Source organism: Actinosynnema sp. NPDC023587 (assembly GCF_040640215.1).
In the GTDB taxonomy this organism is placed as follows: Bacteria; Actinomycetota; Actinomycetes; order Mycobacteriales; family Pseudonocardiaceae; genus Actinosynnema.
Map to the genome: position 1 here is coordinate 1 of NZ_JBFABG010000003.1, position 18,590 is coordinate 18,590.

An 18,590-nucleotide genomic window follows, 5' to 3' on the forward strand; every position below is an offset into this window, starting at 1 on the left:
TCGATCAGTTGTCCAGTCAATCTCAAAGGAAACCTCTTGACGAGGTTCATAAATTTACTGGCTATTCGGCACGCTGTTGAGTTCTCAAAGAACACGCGCTCACCATCGTAGTGCACTCTGTTCGAGTGACTCGTCCGGGGCTTGTGTCCGGCGCTCCGTTCCGGTGTTTCCCGGCCCGTTCCGCGCTGGCAGAGAGAAAGTTACACCCCGCCCAACGCAGAGACAAATCGGGGGTCCGGAGGGGTATCTCCGCAGGTCACACCACGTGCCACCGCCCCTAAATCGGATCATGTGTGACCGGGGCCACGTAAACTGTCTTCAGCGGGGCGCGGAGGGCAGCAGAACGCCCACCGAGAGACCCCCGCCGGGGATCGCCGCGGCGTGCACGCGCCCCTCGTGGGCCGCGACGGCGGCCCGCACGATGGACAGCCCCAGCCCGGTGCCGGTACGGGCGGTCCGGTCCGCCCCGCCCCGGCGGAACGGTTCGAAGAGCTCGTCCACCCGGTCCGGCGCGATGAGCTGCCCCGACGACGACACCCGCAGGGACGTCCAGTCCGGCCCGCCCTCGGTGCGCACTTCGATCCACCCGCCGGGCAGGTTGTGCCGCACGGCGTTCTCCAGCAGGTTCCCGGCGATCCGCTCCAGCAGCGCCGGGTCGCCCACGGCCGGTGCGGGCGCGGTCACGAACGTCGCCCGCACCTGGCGCTGCTCCGCTTCGACCCGCACGGCCTTCCACGCGGACTCGACCACGGCGTTGAGGTCCACGGGCTCCCGCACGGCCAGCCCCAGCCCCTCGGTGCGCGCCAGCAGCAGGAGTGCGCTCACCAACTGCTCGGCGCGTTCGGTCGCGGCGCGCACGACGGACGCCATCCGCCGCAGCTCGGCTTCGTCGGCGTCGGGATCGCTGAGCGTCACCTCCAGCTCGGTGCGGATCACCGACAACGGGGTGCGCAGCTCGTGCGAGGCGTTGGCGACGAACCGCCGCTGCGAGTCGAACGCGGCTTGGAGCCGGTCGAGCATCTCGTCGAACGTGTCGGCGAGCTCGGCGACCTCGTCGCGCGGTCCGGCCAGCCGCAGGCGCTCGCCCAGCGACTCGACCGACAGCTTGCGCGCCGCGTCGGTCACGTCGTGCACGGGTCGCAGCACGCGGCCGGTGATGGTCCACGCCAGCAGGGCGGCGGCGGTCACCACGCACAGGAAGGCGATGGACCCGGACCGGAGCACGGCGTCACGGGCCTGCTGGCCCAGGGTGTCGGCGAGCACGCCCGCGTCCACGTCGACGCCGTCGACCCGGACGGTGCTGCCGTCGGGGAACCGGGGCGAGGACGCGACCACCTGCCCGACGAGCATCCAGCCGAGCACGAGCAGCAGGCCGCTGACGAACGCCACCAGGCCGGCGGCGAGCAGCGTCAGGCGGACCCGGAGGCCCGGTCCGCGCCGGCGCAGCCCTGCGTTCAGCGCGCGCCGTCCTCGGTGGTGCCCGCCGTGGGCACGCGGTAGCCCGAGCCGACCACGGTGTCGATGATCCCCGGCTCGCCGAGCTTCTTGCGCAGGGTCATCACGGTGACCCGGACGGTCGTGGTGAACGGGTCGGCGTTCTCGTCCCAGACCCGTTCGAGCAGTTCCTCGCTGCTCACCACGGAGCCCTTGGCGGCGAGCAGCACCTCCAGCACGCCGAACTCCTTGCGGGTGAGCTCGATGGGCCGGCCGGCGCGGCGCACGGTGCGGCGGGCCGGGTCGAGTTCGACGTCCCGCGCGGTGAGCAGCGGCGGGGTGGCCGGGGTGGCGCGGCGGGCCAGCGCGCGGACCCGCGCGACCAGCTCGGGGAACGCGAAGGGCTTGGCCAGGTAGTCGTCCGCGCCGAGGGACAGGCCGGCCACGCGGTCGTCCAGGCCGGCGCTCGCGGTGAGCATCATGACCCTGGTGAGCGCGCCGGAGCTGAGGATCTCCTTGCACAGCTCGTCGCCGGACATGCCGGGCAGGTCGCGATCGAGCAGGACCACGTCGTACCTGGTCACGGTGGATTTCTCGTGGCCCGTCTCGCCGTCGTAGGCGACGTCCACGGCCATGCCCTCGCGCCGCAGACCGCGCGCGATCGCGTCGGCCAGTGGCACCTCGTCCTCGACTACCAGGATACGCACCAGACAAAGGTGCCACACATCCCTGAGAAGGGGCTTAGCGGACGAGCCGTCGGCGCGGCGGGCGGGGTCGTGCTCGCCGGGGTGGGTTCGCCGACGAGCCGACCGCGCCACTGCGCCCGCCGCTCCCGCCGCCCCGGTGGTCGTCCGGGGTGGCGGCGAACGGGGTGCGCGCCCACCTCGTCCGCGGCGCGGTCGCTCTTCCGGCGAGCGGCTCGGGACGGCGACACCGCCCGAGCCGCTCGCCGGTGCGGGAGCGGTCCGCTACTTCTCCACCCGGGCCTCGATGTCGGCGGGCTCGCCCGCCACGACCCACTCGGTGATCCGCCGGGCCACGTCCTGCGCGGTCAGGCCGAGGTCGGCCAGCACCTGGGCGCGTTCGCCGTGCACGTGGAAGTCCTGCGGGATGCCCAGGTCGCGCAGCGGGGTGGGGACGCCGGCGTCGCGCAGCGCGGCGGCCAGCGCCCAGCCGAACCCGCCGTGCCGGCCGTTGTCCTCGACGGTGACCACCAGGCGGTGCTCGCGGGCGAGCTCGACCAGGGCGGTCGGCACCGGGAACACCCAGCGCGGGTCGACCACGGTGACGCCGATGCCCTGGTCGGCCAGGCGCTGCCCGGCGGACAGGCCGAGCTGCCCGAACGCGCCGACCGCGACCAGCAGCACGTCCGAGTCGCCGGAGCGGCCGAGCACGTCGACCTCGCCGACGCGTTCGAGCGCGGGCAGGTCCTCGCCGACCGACGCCTTCGGGTAGCGGATGACGGAGGGCGCGTCGGCGATGGCGACGGCCTCGCGCAGCTCCTCGCGCAACGTCGCCGCGTCGCGCGGGGCGGCCACGTGGATGCCCGGGATCAGGCCGCAGATGGACAGGTCCCACATGCCGTGGTGGGACGCGCCGTCCGGGCCGGTGATGCCGGAGCGGTCGAGCACGACGGTGACGCCCTGCTTGTGCATGGCGACGTCCATCAGCAACTGGTCGAACGCCCGGTTGAGGAACGTCGCGTAGATCGCCACCACCGGGTGCAGGCCGCCCATGGCGAGGCCGGCCGCCGAGGTCATGGCGTGCTGCTCGGCGATGCCGACGTCGAAGCACCGCTCGGGGTGCAGGCCCGCGAACTTGTCCAGGCCCGTCGGCCCGCGCATGGCGGCGGTGATGGCCACGATGTCGGGGCGCTCGGAGCCCAGGACCGCGAGCTCGTCGGCGAAGACGTGGGTCCAGGTGCGCTTGGCGGGTGTGAGCGCCTCGCCGGTGATGGGGTCGATGACGCCGGTGGCGTGCATCTGGTCGGCCTCGTGGTTCTCGGCCGGTGCGAAGCCGTTGCCCTTGCGGGTGACGGTGTGCACGATGACCGGCCCGCCGAACGACTTGGCGCGGCGCAGCGCGGATTCCAGCACCGGCAGGTCGTGGCCGTCGACCGGGCCGATGTACTTCATGCCGAGGTCTTCGAACATGGCCTGCGGGCTGAGCGCGTCCTTTATCCCGCGCTTGGCCGCGTGCAGCGCGGCGTACACCGGCTTGCCGACGAACGGCGCGCTCTGGAGGGCGTTCCTGCCGCGTTCCAGGGCCCGTTCGTAGCCGGGCTGGAGGCGCAGCGACGCCAGGTGGTCGGCCAGGCCGCCGATGGTCGGCGAGTAGGACCGGCCGTTGTCGTTGACCACGATCACCACCGACCGGTCGCGCCCGGCGGCGATGTTGTTCAGCGCCTCCCAGCACATGCCGCCGGTCAGCGCGCCGTCGCCGACGATCGCGACCACGTGGCCGGACCGGCCGGTCAACTGGAACGCCTTGGCCAGGCCGTCGGCGTAGGACAGCGCGGTGGAGGCGTGGCTGTTCTCCTCCACGTCGTGCTCGCTCTCCGCGCGCGACGGGTAGCCCGACAGGCCGCCGCGCTGGCGCAGCGTGTCGAAGTCCGCGCGCCGGCCGGTGAGGATCTTGTGCACGTAGCTCTGGTGCCCGGTGTCGAACACCACCGGGTCGCGCGGCGAGTCGAAGACCCGGTGCACCGCCATGGTGAGCTCGACGACGCCCAGGTTGGGGCCGAGGTGGCCGCCGGTCCGGGAGACCTTGTCGACCAGGAACCGCCGGATCTCCTCCGCGAGCCGCACCAGCTCGTCGTGCTCCAGACGTTTCAGCTCAGCCGGTCCGTGCACGGATTCCAGCAGCGTCACCGCTCCACCTCGCCCTGTGGTTGGGTTCCCCGATCGTCCGGTCAGTCTACGGACCACCGGCTGAGACACCGCTCAGCGAAGGGGCCTCAGCAGCGCGACGCATTCGACGTGGTGCGTCATGGGAAACGCGTCGAAGGCCCTGAGCTGGGCCAATTCGTAGCCGTGGTCGGCGAACGTGGCGATGTCGCGGGCCAGTGCCGCCGGGTCGCACGCGACGTAGACCACACGTGCGGGTCGACTGCGGGCGATCGCGGTGACCACGGCCCGGCCGGCACCCGCGCGCGGCGGGTCGAGCACCACGACGTCCGGCGGCAGGTCGGTGAAGTCGGGGGTCTCCAGCACGGCTTCGGTGCGGCCCGCGTGCCAGGAGACCTGCGGCAGGTCGGACAGGGTGAGCCGGCCGTCCTCGACCGCCCGGGACGACGATTCGACCACGGCGACGGACCCGTCCGGGCCGACCTGCTCGGCCAGCACGGACGCGAACAGGCCGACCCCGCCGTAGAGGTCCCAGGCGCGGTCGCCGGGCCGGCAGTCGGCCCAGTCGCGGACCACCGCGGCGAGCGTGTCGGCGGCGGCCGGGTGGACCTGCCAGAAGCCGTCGGCGCGCAGGTTCCACGCGCGGTGCGCGGCGAGTTCGGTGGCGGTGCCGCTGCCCTGGCGCAGGCGGGCCGGTCCGGGCACCGGGCGGCCCCGGCGCACCACCGGCGGGCCGATCTCGGTCAGGTGCACCTGACCGCCGGCGTCGCGGGTGACCACGAGTTCCGCCTTGGGCGGCCACGTGCGCCCGGTCACGTCGTCCAGCGCCCCGGGTGCGGCGATCACGCAGTGGTCCACCGCCACGACCCGGTGGGAGCGGTGGGCGCGGAACCCGGCGCGGCCGTCCGGGCCGACGGCCACCCGCATCCGGGTGCGCCACTCCTCGGGGCCGCCGGGCAGCTCCTCGACGACGACCTCCCGGTCGAGCTTGGCCAGCCGGTGGAGCTGCTCGCCGATCACGGCCGCCTTCAGCTCGCGCTGCGCCTGCCACGAGGCGTGCTGCCAGTCACACCCGCCGCAGCGGCCCGGCCCGGAGAACGGGCACGGCGGTTCCACCCGGTCGGGTGACGCCTGGAGCACCTCCACGGCGTCGCCCCGGCAGAACGAGCCGCCGGCGTCCTCGGTGATCCGCACCCGGACCCGCTCGCCGGGCAGCGCGTGCCGGACGAAGACCACGCGGCCCTCGTGCCGGGCGACGCAGTGCCCGCCGTGCGCGACCGCGCCCACCTCGACCTCGATCAGCCGCTGCTCCCAGGTCGTCGTCACGTGCCGTCCTTCTGCTCCGCGCCGCGCCGGTCGGGTCGGCGTCGGTCGTCTCCAGGTCGATCCCCCGCGGGCTCGGCGGGTCCGGGCCCGACGGGTCCGGGCTGGTCCGGGCCGGGTTTCTCCGGCCGGGACCGCCCGGCACCACCGCGCTTGTCCAGGCCGCGCCGGATCGCCCCGGGCGTGACCCCTTCCTTGTGGGTCACCTTGGTGGCCGAGGTCAACTGCCACGGCACGCTGGTCACCATCACGCCGGGCTGGAACAGCAGCCTGCCCTTGAGCCGCAGCGCGCTCTGGTTGTGCAGCACCTGCTCCCACCAGTGACCGACCACGTACTCCGGGATGAACACGGTCACCACGTCGCGCGGGTTGTCCGTGCGCACCCGGCGCACGTAGTCCAGCACCGGTTTGGTGATCTCCCGGTAGGGGGATTCGATCACCTTCAGCGGCACCTTGAAGTTCTCCTTCTCCCAATCCTGCACCAGCCGCCGGGTGTCCGCGTCGTCGACGTTGACCGTGACGGCCTCCAGCACGTCCGGCCGGGTGGCCTTGGCGTAGGCGAGGGCCCGCAGCGTCGGCATGTGCAGCTTGGAGACGAGCACCATGGCGTGGTTGCGGGCCGGCAGCAGGCGCTGGCGCTCCTGCCGGCGCAGCTCCTCGGCCACCCGGTCGTAGTGCCGGCGGATCGCGGTCATCAGGGCGTAGATGGCGGCCATCGCGGCGATGGCGATCCACGCGCCCTTGGTGAACTTCGTGATGAGCACCACGACCAGCACCGAACCGGTCATGACCAGGCCGAACGCGTTGATCGCCTGGGAGCGGCGCATCCGGTTGCGGGCCGCGGCGTCGGTCTCCTCGGCGAGCAGCCGGTTCCAGTGCCGGACCATGCCGATCTGGCTCAGGGTGAACGACACGAACACGCCCACGATGTAGAGGTGCAGGAGCTTGGTGACCTCGGCGTCGAACGCGACGACCAGGATCACCGCCCCGCCGGCCAGGAAGATGATGCCGTTGCTGAACGCCAGCCGGTCGCCCCGGGTGTGGAGCTGGCGGGGCAGGTAGCGGTCCTGGGCGAGGATCGAGCCGAGCACCGGGAAGCCGTTGAACGCGGTGTTCGCGGCCAGCACGAGGATCAGCGCGGTGACCACGGTGATGAAGAAGAACCCGACCGGGAAGCCGTCGAACACCGCGCCCGCGATCTGCGCGAGCATGGTCTTCTGCTCGTAGCCGGCCGGCGCGCCGACCAGTTGGTGCGCCGGGTCCTCGGCCATCCGCACGCCGGTCATCTGGGCCAGCACGATCAGGCCCATCAGCATGGTGACCGCGATCAGGCCCATGGCGAGCAGCGTGGTGGCGGCGTTGCGGGCCTTCGGCTTGCGGAACGCGGGCACGCCGTTGGAGATGGCCTCCACGCCGGTCAGCGCGGCGCAGCCGGAGGAGAACGCGCGCAGCACGAGGAACACGAACGCCAACCCCATGAGGTGGTCGTCCTCGGCCCGGAGCTCCAGGCCGGCGCTCTCCGCGCGCATCTCGTCGCCGAGGACCAGGCCGCGGATCAGCCCGTAGCCGATCATCAGCAGGACGCCGGCCATGAACGCGTAGGTCGGGATGGCGAACGCCGACCCCGACTCGCGTATCCCGCGCAGGTTGACGGCGGTCAGCAGGACGATCGCGACCACCGCGAACTCGACCTTGTGGGTGGCCACGAACGGGATGGCGGAACCGATGTTGGCCGCCGCCGACGAGATCGACACGGCGACGGTCAGGATGTAGTCGACCAGCAGGGCGCTGGCCACGGTCAGCCCGGCCCGGGGGCCGAGGTTCACCGTGGCGACCTCGTAGTCGCCGCCGCCGGAGGGGTAGGCGCGCACGTTCTGGCGGTAGCTCGCGACGACGGTCAGCATCACGACGACGACCACGACCCCCACCCACGGGGCGATCGTGTAGGCGCTCAACCCGGCCACCGACAGGACCAGGAAGATCTCCTCGGGGGCGTACGCGACGGACGACATGGCGTCCGACGCGAACACCGGCAAGGCGATCCTCTTGGGGAGCAGGGTGTGCGCTAGTCGATCGCTCCGGAAGGGCCTGCCGACCAGGAGGCGCTTGGCCGCTGTTGCGAGCTTGGACACGAGTCGAAAGCGTAAGGGGTCAGGTCCCCTGGTCGGAGTAATCCTCGGTAGGTTCTCACCAGGCGTCGTTCAGGAGGCATTCGTGCACGTGGTGATCATGGGCTGTGGCCGGGTGGGCTCGTCCCTGGCCAAGGCCCTGGAGCGCTTGGACCACCAGGTCGCGGTGATCGACAAGGACCCCCAGTCCTTCCGGAGGCTGGGCGCGGACTTCCACGGCCGGCACGTGGTGGGCAACGGGTTCGACCAGAAGGTGCTGATCGAGGCCGGCATCGAGCGCGCGGGCGCGTTCGCGGCGGTGTCCAGCGGCGACAACTCCAACATCATCTCGGCGCGGGTCGCGCGCGAGACGTACGGGGTCGAGGCCGTGGTGGCCCGGATCTACGACGAGAAGCGGGCGGCGGTGTACGAGCGACTGGGCATCCCGACCGTGGCGACCGTGCCCTGGTCCACCGACCGGTTCCTGCGGATGCTGCTGCCCGAGGGCGCGTCCACGGCGTGGCGCGACCCGTCCGGGTCGGTGGCCGTGCTGCCGCTGGAGCTGCACGAGGACTGGGTGGGGCACCCGGTGCGCGACTTCGAGGGAGCGACCGGCTGCCGGGTGGCGTTCGTGATGCGGTTCGGGACCGGTGTGCTGCCGGACGCGAAGTCGTTGTTGCAGGCGGACGACGTCGTGTACGTGGCGGCGATGTCCGGAACAGTGACCGATGTGGCCGCCGCGGCGGCTCACGCGCCCGAGGAGGGCTGACGTGCGGATCGCCATTGCCGGAGCCGGTGCGGTGGGCCGGTCGATCGCGGCGGAGCTGGTGGCCGACGGCCACCAGGTCATGCTGATCGAACGGGACCGGACGCAGTTCGAGCCCCACACCGTGGAGCAGGCCGAGTGGGTGCAGGCCGACGCGTGCGAGCTGTCCTCGCTGGAAGACGCCGGGATGCAGCTCTGCGACGTGGTCATCGCGGCCACCGGGGACGACAAGGTCAACCTCGTGGTGTCGCTGCTGGCCAAGACCGAGTTCGCGGTGCGGCGGGTGGTCGCGCGGGTGAACAACCCGACGAACGAGTGGCTGTTCACCGAGTCGTGGGGCGTGGACGTCGCGGTGTCGACGCCGCGGATCATGTCGGCGCTGGTCGAGGAGGCCGTGACGGTCGGCGACGTGGTGCGCCTGATGACGCTGCGGCAGGGCCAGGCGAACCTGGTCGAGATCACCCTGCCGGCGGACACCCCGTTGGGCGGGGTCGCGGTGAACACGCTGCACCTGCCCCGGGACGCCGCGCTGGTGACGATCCTGCGCGGCGGGCGGGTCATCGTGCCCACGCCGGACGACACGCTGGAGGGCGGCGACGAGCTGCTGTTCGTCGCGGCGGCGGACGTGGAGCGCGAGATCAGGTCGGCTCTGGGGTACTGACCGGGGCCGGGCGGCCGACCAGACCCGCGTCGGCGAGGACGCCGACCAGTTTCGTCGCCCCGGCGGGGGTGAGGAACAGGGAGGAGTCCTCGCCCAGGCCGATCTCGACCTGCCCGTCGGGCGCGACCGTGCACCGCACGGCGGTGTCCCCGTGCACGTCGATGCTGGCGGACACCCTGGCTGACCCTGATCCGATGTACATGGACCCAGGTTAGTCAGATATATAGCTGCCACTAGTCGCACGATCGAGTGATTGCTGTACGCAGATTGATAGCGACAGACTGGGACCATGCCGACTTCAGCAGTCATCGACGCGTGGGAACTCGGGCTTCGACTCCGCGAACGCCGCGAGCAGCTCGGTCTTACCGTCAGCGCTGCGGCGAAGGCCATCGGGACCGCGCAGCCGAACCTGTCCGCGATCGAGAACGGCAAGCGGAAGATCACCCAGCGCAACCTCGAAGGTCTGGTCGAGCTGTTCGAGTCGAGCGAGGCCGAGGCCGCCGGGTTCGACCGCCTGCGGATCGGCGCGGAGCACCGCGACTGGTACCACCAGTACGCCGGGCTGTTCAACGACGACTTCATTCGCTACCTCGGGCTGGAGCACGGGGCGGAATCCATCCGGGCGTTCGAGAGCTGCTTCATCCCCGGCATCTTGCAAACCCGCGACTACGCGCACGCACTCCTGCGGAGCGGGTCGCCCTACGTCCGGCTGACCGAAGTCGAACCCCGATTGGAGGCCCGCCTGGCGAGGGGACGCCGATTGGCCGGTGAGAAGCCGCTCTCGCTGTTCGTGCTGCTCGGCGAATCGGCGCTGCGCCAGCAGATCGGCGGTCCGGAGGTGATGCGGGCACAGCTCGACCACCTCGCCGAGACCGTCGAGACCAGGGAGAACGTCGAAGTACGGGTGCTGCCGTTCGAGGTGGGCGCGTACCCGGCGCTCGGTGGAGCGTTCTGGGTGATGTCGTTCGCCTCGCCCACGCTGCCCGAGGTCGTGTACCAGGAGACGTTGACCTACAACACTTTCATCGACCAGCGGCAACAGGTCCGGGAGTACACTGTGGCCTTGGCGGAGACGACTGAGCAGGCGCTCGACCCGGCGGATTCGCTCACGCTGATCCGCAGGTTGTCCGAGGGGATGAAATGACCCAGGCCGAATGGCGCAAGAGCAGCCGGAGCAATCAGGTGAACAACTGCGTGGAAGTTCTGCTCACCCGACAGAGGTCGGGCGTGCGGGACTCCAAGAACGCTTCCGGACCGGTTCTCGCCTTTTCGGCCGCGAGCTTCGCGGTCTTCCGCGATTCGCTGAAGGTCAGCCGCACGGCACCGTGACGGGCACCGACGTCCGGTACGGCGTGATCGCCCGGTAGGTGTTCGTCGCGGAGCCCATGCACACGTGGGTCGCGGTGCCCACACCGATCATGAGGGTGTACCAGGCACCACTGCCCGGGTCGGCCCGCTGGACCCTGACCTCGTCGTCCAGGATGACCGCCTGCCCACCGGTGACGCCCCCGCACTGGCGGTAGCCGCGCGCGACCACCGCGCCGCCGGTCAGGCTCACCGTGGCGACGGGCAGACAGGGCCCCGCCGTCGCGGCCGGTGCCGCTGCCAGCGTGAGACCGGCGACCGCCGCCGTGCCGAGGACACCGGCCAACGCGCGGGACAGGACAACGGCCATGGTGGGAACCCCCGGTTCGCGCGGTGCGTCGGTCGACAAGATCAGCCTAGGGCTGCCGGCCCTCCCGTCATTCGTCCTCGCGAAGCGGGTTCCGGAGCCGTTCGGGGCAGTGACGAAGGCTTTCGCCCACGTCGACCTCCTGCACACCTACTCGCACCGGCCAAAGCTGCTGTCCCGTGCGTCGGCAGTGGCGTTAATTCGTGTCTGACGCGTTCATCGCTGATCACTCAGTCCGATTTGACGAAACTCCTCGTACGACACACCGCTCAGCTTCTTCGCCCCCACGGCACGGGACAGCTTCAGCCACATGTCCGGCCTCAACCGTGCTTCGGCGGCGGCCAACGAGAAGAAGGCAAACTCGGATAATTCTTCGTCGGTCACCGACATGCGGTGGACATCTTCCTCACCGGCGGTACCGCCATCGAAGATGAACACCAGCAAATCATCCCACGGACCATGTGCGTCGACCCAGTCCACGAGCAGCAAGCCGCTGATCTGCGTGGTGAAGCCCAACTCCTCTTCGACCTCGCGGAGGGCCGCAGCAATCGGCGATTCGTTCGCCTCCGCCATGCCGCCCGGCAGATCCCAGTACTGCTTGTACGTGGGGTTGACCAGCAGGAAACGACCATCCTCGTCGCAGATGACGACTTTCGCCGCGACACGCTTGCGCGCTTGCCGTGCGTTTCCTTCGGCCAACCACCGAAAGCGCTCCGGGTCATCGCCTTCTTGCTTACTCATAGCGGCCATTCCGGCTGTCCGGCAAGCGACTGCGCGCTTGCCGCAGACGCCGCCAAGCGGTCGTTCATCTCGCTGACCTCCGACAAGGTAGCCTGCGTTGAAAGTTGCCGCTGCAACCGTGCGAGGCCGGAGTGCACACGTGCGGACTTCAGTCCTGGAGCAGCCGTGATGATCTCGATACCGACTCGCGCCGCCCCCGCGTGATCCCCCAGTGCCACAAGAGAATTTGCCAGGGTCAAGCCGGCAAGAATCCGACTTCGTACGCGATCGCCGGCACTTCGTGACGTAATCACTTTTATTGCGCTCTGTGCCGCATCCTCGTACCGGTGCAAATCATACATGCAGAGCGCAACTTCAGCAGCGAAGGAAGCCCGGTCGAATCCTGAAAGCCAACTGTTCCGAGCGTCCGGCACGATGGCATCCAAGGCACTCTCTCCGGCCTCAAGTGCCAGACGGGCTGCACGTTCCCCGCCTCGCATGGCCAGTGCCCGAGCATGCATAGCGTGGAGACGGGCCACGAGGTGCGGCGCAGGAGCCTGACTGTCCGTCACCTGACTTATTCCCTTGACCGCCAGACGTTCAGCGCTCTCCACGTCCTCCATCTGCACGGCCAGGTGGGACAGTGACGCGAGGACGTTACAGCCAAGCGGAAGGTTTTGCGCCGTTGTCGCCAGGTGGTACGCCTGCGTCAGGTGCACCTTGGCTTGTCGGTCACGGCCACTGTCGTGGGCAGTCCAACCGGCGAACTCCGAGAAGGACGCTGCCGCCGAGAAAACTTCGTAATGCGTCACGCCGGACGGCGGCGCAAGCAGCTTCGGCGCGACCTCATCTTGCAGGAAACGTACAACCTGCCCGTAGAGAGCCCCACCACCGATCTTCCGGTCGACGACTTGGAATGCCTCGGATACTGCACGGAAAGCGATTGTCTCACGGATGGCTACCGACTGAGTGGGCGTATTTGAAGTCTGAGCCGCCAGGAGGACGGACTGGTCGACGGGCGCATGTTCGAGGTGTGAACTCGCATGTTGCGTCGCCGCAACGCTTTGCACCTCGGGGTGAAGCAGTCCGTCCAACTCGTTCATGGTGGTCTTCAGCAGCCTGGCGAGCTTCGAACGCTGGTACGGCAGCGGCTCACGTGCTCCCTGCTCCCAGCGAGCCACCGTGGAGCGATCGACGTGCATGGCCTCCGCGAATGACTCCTGGGTGAAGCCGGCAGCCTTCCGGGCACGAACAAAGCCGGTTCGCCGTACTGCCATCGGGTGACCTCCGGGCGTTGGCTGCCATATTTCGCGGAGCGAGTCGTGCCCGGTCAAGCGTAGCGGTGCACCGTGTCGGCCCCATTTGGGCGATACCCAGGCCACATCGCGGCGCTGTGCACCGCCCCGCCCGCATTCCAAGCTTGATCATGGCCTCAGCGCCAAGCAAGCCCTCCGGTGAAATGCCGCAAAGGAGCAGTGATCATGCCACTTTCGTACACCCAACAGTCCATATAGGACGAGGTACTGGGATGCCGCACACCATCCGGCTGCGTATCGACACGTTCACCAAGGCTGCACGACTCGCAGGCTTCCGCTCGGACTACGCCCTTGCCAAGGCGATGGACGTCAACCGCTCCACGGTCGCGCGGTTGGTGAGCGGCGAACTTCAGCCCGGTCCGGCCTTCATCGGTGGTGCCCTCACTGCCCTGACTCCCCTGCAGTTTGACGACCTGTTCGAGGTCGTACCTGTTTCGACTCACGAGGGGCAACCGGAAGAGCGCATGACCGAGCAGACCGCACCGACCATGCCCGCGCCATCGTGGAGCGCCGAGAAGTTCGCCCGGCTCATGCTGGCCTGCGCCGACCGGGCTGACGTCATCTCCCTGGAAGGTGACTTCCACCTGCACGCCCAGAGTGCGGAGAGCGCCCGACAACTGTTCGAGATCTCCTCCCGGTCGGAGGGAGTGCGACGGGTGCATGTGGTGTGGCTGAACACGGCGACCATGGAGGCGTAGGAAATTCGTCCGGCTCGGCTGCGCCGGCGGCAGGTCCGCGTGGACGGCGTGGCTTGACGCTCCCGCCTTTGGCGACAACGGGCCGACCGGCAAGCTGCTTCAACAGTGTGACGACAGGGACAGTTCGGCCATTGCGGATTCGTCTGCTGAGCTCTTCTCCGAACCCGTCCACAACCCGCCCGGACACCGCCGACCCCGAGGACGAGGTGCGGGCGCTCGCCGAGTACGAGATGCACCTGTTGGCGGCCCTGCTCACTGACGCCGTGCCGGAGCCGGGCGGTTCGGGGCCGCGTCGCGGGTCGTGCTCCTGTCGGCCCGGACGAGTGACACGTGAGTCGGTTCGACGCCCGGGTGGTCGGCAGGCCGATTCCGCGTCTTACGCGTTACTCGTCGAGGAGAAGTCGTAGCCGGTGAAATCGGCGATCGGGACGTACCCGATCCGCCGGTAGAGGGCATTGCTGGTGGGGTTGGCGGGGTCCGTGTAGAGCACCACGTCCGTCGCGCCCGCCGCCAGCGCCGCCCGGCTCACCTCGGCCGTGACGGCACCCCCGTAGCCGCGTCCCCGGAAGCGGGACCGGGTGTGGACGGGGTCCACCCGGACCATGCCGGCGACCATCGGGGTCGTGGCCGCCATGGCTACCGGGGTGCCGTCCGGGGTCTCCCAGAACGTGAAGACCTTGTCGGCGAAGCGCGAGTCGGCCCACGAGTTCGCGGGGACCTCCCCGATGTCGTCGAGGAACTCGCCGCACCAGCGGACGACCTGCTGGTGGTCCCGCTCCCCCGCGACCCGCGTCCGGCCGACCACGACCCGCTCCAGCGGGGTGAGCGCGCCGAGGCGGTGGAGCCGGACCCGGAGGCGGGGTGCCGTCGCCGCACCGGTGTACCGCCGCCACGCCTCGGCGAAGGCGGTGGCGGTGTCGTGGTCCGCGACGATCCCGGGGACGGTGTGGCCGCGCCCGACCAGCTCGGCGGCCAGCGCGTCGGCCTGCTCGGCGGACAGTCGGGTGACGCCCAGGCGGTGGGCCGGGCGGAGGTGGAGGACGGCGTCGACCTCACCCGCTCGCACCAGCCGGCCGAAGACGGTCGCGTCGGCACCGCCGGCGGTGCGCAGCTTTTCGACGACCGTCAACGGCGTGGTGTGCTCGGCGGGACGCGAGCGCAGGAAAGCCCCGCCGCCGGTCAGGAAGTCTTCGACGTCCCCGGTGAAGTGCCAGCCGTCCGTGTTCATGGCCGCATGATCCCGAAGAGGTGCATTTCGCAGAAGGCGTGTTCGGGTTCGCCCCGTCGCCTACCCGCGCCGACGCCTGTCAGCGCCGTCGATCAACCGCCGGCCACTCCGCTCCGGTGGACGGCTTCAGTGCTCGTCGGCCGTGTCCTGTGGACCGCGCAGGCGCTCTTCCGCCGCCCGGTTCTCCTCTTCCTCGCGGGCCTGGGCGGCCTTGAGGCGCTTGTCCGACCGGCGGACCGCCCACACCGTGGCGATCAGCGCGATGGCCATCAGCGGGTAGCCCATGGCCAGCTTCGCGGTGGCCAGCCAGCCCACCGACGCCTCGTCGTACAGCCAGCGCTGCACCACGAACCGGGCCCCGAACACCAGCGCCCAGACCAGGGTGGCGATGTCGTAGTCGCGGACCGACGCGCGGTCCTTGCGCCACGTCGTGCCCTGGCCGTTGAGGAAGCTCCAGATCACGCCCGCCAGCGGCCAGCGGATCAGGATCGACCCGAAGAACACCCCGCCGTAGACGAGGCTCTGCCAGATGCCGAACAGGAAGAAGCCCTTGGCGTCACCGGTCCGGTAGGCGATGAAGGCCGCGATGCCGACGCCGAAGACCGCCGAGATCGCCGGTTGCAGCGACCCCTTCCGCACGGCCAGGACGATGCCGATGACCACCGCCGACCCCAGGGCCGCCCAGATCGCGGGCATCAGCCCGGCGAACGCGTTCACCAGGACGAAGACCACGACGGGCAGGGACGAGTACAGCAGCCCGCTGACCCCGCCCATCTGCTCCAACAGGGTCGGCTGCTTCTCGGTTCCGGTGGTCGTCATGAAGCGGTCTGCAACTCGTAGTAGGGGTTGTAGAGCACTTTGCGCCCGTCCCGCACGGCGATCCGGCCCCGCGCTTTGAGAGTCCGTCCCGGTTCGATGCCCGCGATGCGCCGGCGGCCCAGCCAGACCAGGGTCACGCCCTCGGTGCCGTCGTACAGCTCGGCCTCCAGGGTCGCGGCGGCGTCCCGGGGGCACAGCTCCACGCTGCGCAGCCTGCCGAGGACGGTCACCTCCTCGCCGGACTTGCAGTCGCACGCGCGGACGGCTCCGACCTCCACCGCTTTCCGGGAGAGGTCGTCGGCGTCGAGCTCGCTCACGTCGGTGGTCAACCGACGGACGAGGCGGCGCCAGTAGCCGCCCCCAGTGTTGGTCATCCCCGACTCCTGGGTGCATCCGTGGGCCTCGACAGCGAAGCCCGTCCGAAGACCAGCGTAACCGGGTACACCCGATCGGGTATCCGGCTGGGGGAGGATCGATAACCATGACTTCGAGGTACGCCGCGCCCGCTTTCGTCGTGCTGCCGGGCACGGCGTCGGACGAGGTCTTCGTGCGCTCCGCTTTCGCCGGCCCGCTGGCGGCCTCGGGATTCGACCTGGTCGCGCCCCGATCCCGGTCGGTGGCCGAGCACTTCGCCGCGCTGGACGCCCGGTGGGACGGGAAACCGCTGGTCGTGGGTGGTGTGTCCCTGGGTGCGCACGTCGCGGCGCGGTGGGCCGCCCGGTACCCGTCGCGGTGTGCCGGGGTGCTGGTGGCGCTGCCCGCCTGGGTGGGGCCGGCCGGGAGCGCGCCGGCGGCGCTGGCCGCCGCGGCGAGCGCCGCCCTGGTTGACAGTGAAGGATTGGCCGCCGCCGTGGCCGGGGTCGACGGCTGGGTCGGCGCGGAACTGCGCCGCGCGTGGCCGCGCTACGGATCGCGGCTGGTGGACGCCCTGCGGGAAGCCGCCGGGTCGGCCGCGCCGGCGCTCGGCGAGCTGCGCGGCCTGACCGTGCCGGTCGGGATCGCCGCGTGCACCGACGACCCGGTGCACCCGCTCGGGGTCGCCGAACAGTGGCTGGACGCCCTGCCGCGAGCCGCCCTGAGGACGACGACGCTGGACGCGCTCGGCGCGGACCGGGGAGCCCTGGGCCGCGCCGCGCTCGACGCCTACCTCTCGGTGGCCTGAGCGGACCGGGCCGGAATAACACCCAATCGTGTAAGAACTGCGGGACCACGCTTCCGGTGTACCCCGCGTGGGGGAGGAAGCCGCGGCCCGGCGCGAGCCGGAAACCCCGGACCGCGCCGCGCTGCTCGCGCCCTACTGCTCCTGCTGCTCCTGCTGCTGGGCGGCGATGTGCCGGGCGATGGCCTCGGGCAGCTCGATGGGCAGCGGCGTGCGCACCGGCATCGGGCGGTCGCCGCGCACCACCACGGTGTCCCGGATGAGGTCGTACAGCGCGTCGACGGCCTGCGCCGACAGCTCCTCGGTCGGCGAGGCCGCGACGCCGCGCAGCATCCACCGGGGGCCGTCCACGCCCACGAAGCGCAGGTGCACTTCACCGTTGCGGGCCGAGATCTCCTCGCCCCAGTCGCCGTTCTCCCGGTTGATCCGGAAACCGTCGCCCTTGAGCTGGGCGATCAGCTCGGCACCGACTTCGGCCCACAGCCGGTCCGACTTCGGCGCGGCGAACGCGCTGACCGTCAACTGGCCGACCGGCGTCAGCAGGTGCACCGCGCGCACCTCGCCCGCCGGGTCCATCTCGACCTGCAACTGGGCCCCGTCGGGCACCGGCAGCCGGATCGAGCCCAGGTCGAGGCGGGTCAGGCCGTCGTCGGGGGCCTGACCGTCGTCGAAGGGACCCTCCTCCGGGCCGTCCTCCGAGAACTCGGCCTCGGGTTGCGCCGTCCCCCGGTTCGCGGAGTGCCTACCGCGCTTGCGGCGCTTTCCGAACATCGCCTTACCCCTCCGTCCGGGCGAGCACCTCGTGCCCGCCTGTAGAGCCGTAGCCGCCCGCGCCCCGGTCCGAGTCGGGCAGGTCGCCGACCTCGCGGAACACCGCGTGCTCGACCTTCTGCACCACGAGCTGGGCGATCCGGTCGCCGCGGGAGAGCACGATCGGCGCGCGCAGGTCGTGGTTGACCAGACATACCTTGATCTCGCCGCGATAGCCGGCGTCGATCGTCCCCGGTGTGTTCACGACGCTGAGCCCCACCCTCGCGGCCAGTCCGCTGCGCGGGTGCACGAACGCGGCGTACCCGTCGGGCAGCGCGATCGCGATGCCGGTGCCCACCACCTCGCGCTCCCCCGGCGCGATCACCACGTCCGAGGTCGTCACCAGGTCCGCGCCCGCGTCACCCGGTCGGGCGTACGACGGGAGCGGGACGGACGGATCGAGCCGGGACAGCAGGACCTCGACGCTGGGCACGGCGCGCGAGACTACCCTGGTGGCGTGAGCGAGAGTGCTGTGACCGCCCCGACCACGTTCCGCGAGCGCCTCTTCGTGCCCTGGTGGGGTTGGCTGCTGCCGCTGGCGGCGGCCGTGCTGCTGGCCGCGGAGATCCACATGGGCTTCCCGGGCGTGCGGTCGTGGCTGCCCTACGTCGTGACCGTCCCGCTGGCGCTGCTGCTCGTGTGGCGGATGGGCTCGCTGACCGTCGAGGTGTCCGGCGGCGAGCTGCGGGTGGGCCAGGCGCACGTGCCGGTGGAGCTGCTGGGCGAGGTCGAGGTCTTCGACGCCCGGACCAAGCGCAAGGCGATGGGCCCCTACCTGGACCCGATGGCGTTCGTGGCGCACCGCGGCTGGATCGGCCCGATGGTGAAGATCACCCTGGAGGACCCGGCCGACCCGACGCCGTACTGGCTGTTCAGCGTGCGCTCGCCGGAGAAGCTGGTCGCCGCCCTCAAGGGGTGACGCCCGCCGGCGGGCGGACGGCTGGAGGGCTGAGCCGTGCCGGGCACGGCCGAGCCCCGCAACGGGTCGGGGGCGGTGGTCGTCGAAGGGTCCACCGGCGGCCCGGGGACG

General features: G+C 70.7%; 21 protein-coding genes. 7 read left to right on the forward strand and 14 right to left on the reverse strand.

Annotated elements, in window-relative coordinates:
• Positions 1-318: 318 nt before the first annotated feature.
• The 5 genes from AB0G01_RS08690 to AB0G01_RS08710 form a co-directional block, all read right to left on the reverse strand.
• The gene (locus AB0G01_RS08690; RefSeq protein ID WP_360943254.1) at positions 319-1,446 is read right to left on the reverse strand and encodes a HAMP domain-containing sensor histidine kinase; all 1,128 of its coding nucleotides are present in this window, start codon (positions 1,444-1,446) and stop codon (positions 319-321) included.
• Positions 1,447-1,454: 8 nt separating this feature from the next.
• The gene (locus AB0G01_RS08695; RefSeq protein ID WP_360941321.1) at positions 1,455-2,141 is read right to left on the reverse strand and encodes a response regulator transcription factor; all 687 of its coding nucleotides are present in this window, start codon (positions 2,139-2,141) and stop codon (positions 1,455-1,457) included.
• A 261-nt stretch (positions 2,142-2,402) separates the two neighbouring features.
• Positions 2,403-4,304, reverse strand: coding sequence for a 1-deoxy-D-xylulose-5-phosphate synthase (dxs, locus tag AB0G01_RS08700; protein ID WP_360941324.1), 1,902 nt, complete (start codon positions 4,302-4,304; stop codon positions 2,403-2,405).
• A 72-nt stretch (positions 4,305-4,376) separates the two neighbouring features.
• Positions 4,377-5,606: a class I SAM-dependent RNA methyltransferase gene (locus AB0G01_RS08705; RefSeq protein WP_360941327.1), complete on the reverse strand. Its 1,230-nt coding sequence runs from the start codon at positions 5,604-5,606 to the stop codon at positions 4,377-4,379.
• Positions 5,603-7,735, reverse strand: a complete 2,133-nt coding sequence (locus AB0G01_RS08710) for an APC family permease (protein WP_360941330.1) — start codon at positions 7,733-7,735, stop codon at positions 5,603-5,605. The genes AB0G01_RS08705 and AB0G01_RS08710 overlap by 4 nt, the downstream gene beginning before the upstream one ends.
• Before the next feature lie 82 nt (positions 7,736-7,817).
• Here AB0G01_RS08710 and AB0G01_RS08715 point away from each other — a divergent pair, with 82 nt between their 5' ends.
• Together AB0G01_RS08715 and AB0G01_RS08720 are read left to right on the forward strand one after the other, a co-directional pair.
• Positions 7,818-8,480, forward strand: coding sequence for a TrkA family potassium uptake protein (locus AB0G01_RS08715; protein WP_360941333.1), 663 nt, complete (start codon positions 7,818-7,820; stop codon positions 8,478-8,480).
• A 1-nt stretch (position 8,481) separates the two neighbouring features.
• Positions 8,482-9,138 (forward strand): TrkA family potassium uptake protein, encoded by a 657-nt coding sequence (locus AB0G01_RS08720; RefSeq protein WP_360941336.1) that lies wholly within the window; start codon positions 8,482-8,484, stop codon positions 9,136-9,138.
• Here AB0G01_RS08720 and AB0G01_RS08725 read toward each other — a convergent pair.
• Positions 9,116-9,313 carry a hypothetical protein gene (locus tag AB0G01_RS08725; RefSeq protein WP_360941339.1) on the reverse strand — a complete coding sequence of 66 codons (198 nt, stop codon included), beginning with the start codon at positions 9,311-9,313 and terminating at the stop codon, positions 9,116-9,118. The two genes, AB0G01_RS08720 and AB0G01_RS08725, sit on opposite strands and share 23 nt — an antisense overlap.
• 114 nt (positions 9,314-9,427) lie before the next feature.
• On the opposite strand from AB0G01_RS08725, the gene AB0G01_RS08730 reads away from it, so the two are divergent.
• Together AB0G01_RS08730 and AB0G01_RS08735 are read left to right on the forward strand one after the other, a co-directional pair.
• Positions 9,428-10,282, forward strand: a complete 855-nt coding sequence (locus AB0G01_RS08730; RefSeq protein ID WP_360941342.1) for a helix-turn-helix transcriptional regulator — start codon at positions 9,428-9,430, stop codon at positions 10,280-10,282.
• The gene (locus tag AB0G01_RS08735; RefSeq protein ID WP_360941345.1) at positions 10,279-10,467 is read left to right on the forward strand and encodes a DUF397 domain-containing protein; all 189 of its coding nucleotides are present in this window, start codon (positions 10,279-10,281) and stop codon (positions 10,465-10,467) included. Before AB0G01_RS08730 ends, AB0G01_RS08735 begins: the two co-directional genes overlap by 4 nt.
• Here the strand turns inward: AB0G01_RS08735 and AB0G01_RS08740 are convergent.
• The 3 genes from AB0G01_RS08740 to AB0G01_RS08750 all read right to left on the reverse strand — a co-directional run bounded on the left by AB0G01_RS08740 (position 10,448) and on the right by AB0G01_RS08750 (position 12,807).
• Positions 10,448-10,813 carry a hypothetical protein gene (locus AB0G01_RS08740; protein WP_360941348.1) on the reverse strand — a complete coding sequence of 122 codons (366 nt, stop codon included), beginning with the start codon at positions 10,811-10,813 and terminating at the stop codon, positions 10,448-10,450. The genes AB0G01_RS08735 and AB0G01_RS08740 overlap by 20 nt on opposite strands.
• Positions 10,814-11,026: 213 nt before the next feature.
• Positions 11,027-11,551 (reverse strand): NUDIX hydrolase, encoded by a 525-nt coding sequence (locus AB0G01_RS08745; RefSeq protein ID WP_360941351.1) that lies wholly within the window; start codon positions 11,549-11,551, stop codon positions 11,027-11,029.
• Positions 11,548-12,807 carry a helix-turn-helix transcriptional regulator gene (locus tag AB0G01_RS08750; protein ID WP_360941354.1) on the reverse strand — a complete coding sequence of 420 codons (1,260 nt, stop codon included), beginning with the start codon at positions 12,805-12,807 and terminating at the stop codon, positions 11,548-11,550. The genes AB0G01_RS08745 and AB0G01_RS08750 overlap by 4 nt, the downstream gene beginning before the upstream one ends.
• A gap of 251 nt (positions 12,808-13,058) precedes the next feature.
• Between AB0G01_RS08750 and AB0G01_RS08755 the strand changes: the two genes are divergently transcribed.
• Positions 13,059-13,544, forward strand: coding sequence for a hypothetical protein (locus tag AB0G01_RS08755; RefSeq protein ID WP_360941357.1), 486 nt, complete (start codon positions 13,059-13,061; stop codon positions 13,542-13,544).
• A 376-nt stretch (positions 13,545-13,920) separates the two neighbouring features.
• On the opposite strand, the gene AB0G01_RS08760 is transcribed toward AB0G01_RS08755, so the two are convergent.
• The 3 genes from AB0G01_RS08760 to AB0G01_RS08770 all read right to left on the reverse strand — a co-directional run bounded on the left by AB0G01_RS08760 (position 13,921) and on the right by AB0G01_RS08770 (position 15,965).
• Positions 13,921-14,772 carry a GNAT family N-acetyltransferase gene (locus AB0G01_RS08760; protein ID WP_360941360.1) on the reverse strand — a complete coding sequence of 284 codons (852 nt, stop codon included), beginning with the start codon at positions 14,770-14,772 and terminating at the stop codon, positions 13,921-13,923.
• A gap of 126 nt (positions 14,773-14,898) precedes the next feature.
• A complete protein-coding gene (locus AB0G01_RS08765; protein ID WP_360941363.1) occupies positions 14,899-15,591 on the reverse strand; it encodes a DUF3159 domain-containing protein in 693 nt (230 codons plus the stop codon).
• The gene (locus AB0G01_RS08770) at positions 15,588-15,965 is read right to left on the reverse strand and encodes an OB-fold nucleic acid binding domain-containing protein (RefSeq protein ID WP_360941366.1); all 378 of its coding nucleotides are present in this window, start codon (positions 15,963-15,965) and stop codon (positions 15,588-15,590) included. The genes AB0G01_RS08765 and AB0G01_RS08770 overlap by 4 nt, the downstream gene beginning before the upstream one ends.
• 107 nt (positions 15,966-16,072) lie before the next feature.
• Between AB0G01_RS08770 and AB0G01_RS08775 the strand changes: the two genes are divergently transcribed.
• Positions 16,073-16,753, forward strand: a complete 681-nt coding sequence (locus AB0G01_RS08775) for an alpha/beta hydrolase (protein WP_360941369.1) — start codon at positions 16,073-16,075, stop codon at positions 16,751-16,753.
• 132 nt (positions 16,754-16,885) lie between these two features.
• Here AB0G01_RS08775 and AB0G01_RS08780 read toward each other — a convergent pair whose 3' ends face one another.
• Positions 16,886-17,521, reverse strand: coding sequence for a DUF3710 domain-containing protein (locus AB0G01_RS08780; protein WP_360941372.1), 636 nt, complete (start codon positions 17,519-17,521; stop codon positions 16,886-16,888).
• 4 nt (positions 17,522-17,525) lie between these two features.
• Positions 17,526-17,993, reverse strand: a complete 468-nt coding sequence (gene dut / locus AB0G01_RS08785) for a dUTP diphosphatase (RefSeq protein ID WP_360941375.1) — start codon at positions 17,991-17,993, stop codon at positions 17,526-17,528.
• A gap of 24 nt (positions 17,994-18,017) precedes the next feature.
• On the opposite strand from dut, the gene AB0G01_RS08790 reads away from it, so the two are divergent.
• On the forward strand, positions 18,018-18,479 hold the full coding sequence (locus AB0G01_RS08790) for a DUF3093 domain-containing protein (RefSeq protein ID WP_360941378.1): 462 nt from the start codon (positions 18,018-18,020) through the stop codon (positions 18,477-18,479).
• The last annotated feature ends 111 nt before the right edge of the window (positions 18,480-18,590 follow it).

Bases quoted from the DNA above. Each gene is read 5' to 3' on its own strand.
- AB0G01_RS08730 (WP_360941342.1), top strand. From the start codon at position 9,428: ATGCCGACTTCAGCAGTCATCGACGCGTGGGAACTCGGGCTTCGACTC.
- AB0G01_RS08735 (WP_360941345.1), top strand. From the start codon at position 10,279: ATGACCCAGGCCGAATGGCGCAAGAGCAGCCGGAGCAATCAGGTGAAC.
- AB0G01_RS08740 (WP_360941348.1), bottom strand. From the start codon at position 10,813: ATGGCCGTTGTCCTGTCCCGCGCGTTGGCCGGTGTCCTCGGCACGGCG.
- AB0G01_RS08745 (WP_360941351.1), bottom strand. From the start codon at position 11,551: ATGAGTAAGCAAGAAGGCGATGACCCGGAGCGCTTTCGGTGGTTGGCC.
- AB0G01_RS08750 (WP_360941354.1), bottom strand. From the start codon at position 12,807: ATGGCAGTACGGCGAACCGGCTTTGTTCGTGCCCGGAAGGCTGCCGGC.
- AB0G01_RS08755 (WP_360941357.1), top strand. From the start codon at position 13,059: ATGCCGCACACCATCCGGCTGCGTATCGACACGTTCACCAAGGCTGCA.
- AB0G01_RS08760 (WP_360941360.1), bottom strand. From the start codon at position 14,772: ATGAACACGGACGGCTGGCACTTCACCGGGGACGTCGAAGACTTCCTG.
- AB0G01_RS08765 (WP_360941363.1), bottom strand. From the start codon at position 15,591: ATGACGACCACCGGAACCGAGAAGCAGCCGACCCTGTTGGAGCAGATG.
- AB0G01_RS08770 (WP_360941366.1), bottom strand. From the start codon at position 15,965: ATGACCAACACTGGGGGCGGCTACTGGCGCCGCCTCGTCCGTCGGTTG.
- AB0G01_RS08775 (WP_360941369.1), top strand. From the start codon at position 16,073: ATGACTTCGAGGTACGCCGCGCCCGCTTTCGTCGTGCTGCCGGGCACG.
- AB0G01_RS08780 (WP_360941372.1), bottom strand. From the start codon at position 17,521: ATGTTCGGAAAGCGCCGCAAGCGCGGTAGGCACTCCGCGAACCGGGGG.